This is a genomic window from Stieleria sp. JC731 (genome assembly GCF_020966635.1).
Classification (GTDB): Bacteria; Planctomycetota; Planctomycetia; order Pirellulales; family Pirellulaceae; genus Stieleria.
In genome coordinates, this window is record NZ_JAJKFQ010000024.1 from 1 (window position 1) to 1,338 (window position 1,338).

The 1,338-nt window shown below is 56.8% G+C and carries 1 protein-coding gene; it reads right to left on the minus strand.

Annotation, left to right across the window (positions count from 1 at the left end; all coding sequences use genetic code 11):
* A partial coding sequence (locus tag LOC67_RS22770) for a lectin-like protein (RefSeq protein WP_230265140.1) occupies positions 1–1,338 on the minus strand: 1,338 nt, incomplete at both ends.

Below are 1,338 nucleotides of genomic sequence, written 5' to 3' on the forward strand. Positions count from 1 at the left end.
GCTCAGTCCGTAAACGATGTCGTCTGCGTTGCCGAACGTCCCATCGGGACCTGCACCGCGAAGCTCGAAGTTGGCATCGACCAAAGTCGACTGATCGATGTCCTCGCTGAAATTCACCGTGAACGTACTGAGCACATCGGTCAATGTTCCGCCCTCGTCCGGCAAGCGACTCACGCTGGTGATCACCGGTGGCACTAAGTCGGCTACAGTAACATCCAATACATATTGAGCGTCCAGGCTCGCACCGGAAAATAGCGGTGCGCCATCTTCGGCATCCATTTCGATGATCCCGAAGCTGTTGGTGCCCAGAGAGGTGTTGTCGGTGGTATACCAGCGGGCATCGGACGAGGTGTAGACATAGTCATTGCCACGAGGTTCCCCGGAACCCCAATTCGTATAGTCCACAGGACTCCCGTCACTCCAAACAAATGTCCCTTCGCTATCGGCATCATTTAATCCGATCCAGCGTTGACTACCCAAGGTGTCGATAAGAAGTTGGTTCTGCGGGGCTGATGCAATTGACGCCAAGTGTCCGCCAGCTGCGACTGCCGCCGCTTCGGCTTCGGTCCAACTGGATACCGGTTCGGTCAGCGCAAACCTACTTCCTTCGCTCACCGCTGTTCTAGTTCGGACTCTGGCGAAGTAGGTGCCATCGGCATCCAGCGTAGCGGTGAAGACTCCGTCACTCACATCCTCGTCCACAATGACATTGTCATCGTCGTCGAGAAGTTCGACGAACGGCTCAAGCGTTGACCATGCCGGGACGTCGGTTGCATCGAGAGTGACCGTGGTTCCGCCGTTGAGAAAGCCAACCTGGAAGGTGTCGACATCGATACCGCCGGATTGCCCCGGCATGATCGTTCCAGCGATCGAGGCGGTTCGCCCGCCAACGATATCTGTAAAGCTCAGAGCATCAGCATTGGTGTTGGTGGAAGAGTTCGAATAATTAGCGTCGGTTTCGACATCATGGAGTCGGTTGAGATTAACCCGCAGGTCGTAGCCGCCGATCGAGTTGCCGCCGCCGCGTTCGACTCGAACGTAGTAGGTCCCATCCGAGGGTACCTGGTAGCCGCTGATGTAAGCCGTGTCTCCCGGACCGCCGCGGAAGTCGTTGATCAGCGAACTCACCCCATCGCCGGCATCGTTTAAACGGTAAAGACCAAGATAGGGATCCAGGCCGCCACTGATCGGTTGACTGAAGATATCGACATCGTCTCCGGCGAGTGCGTCAAACTTCCACCAGTCCACATCGGTGGTCGGATCGATCGAGCCAAGACCGACTTGGCTTCGCATCCAGCCGGTGCCATTGGCGGTGTCCGATTCGAACGTCAACTCGGT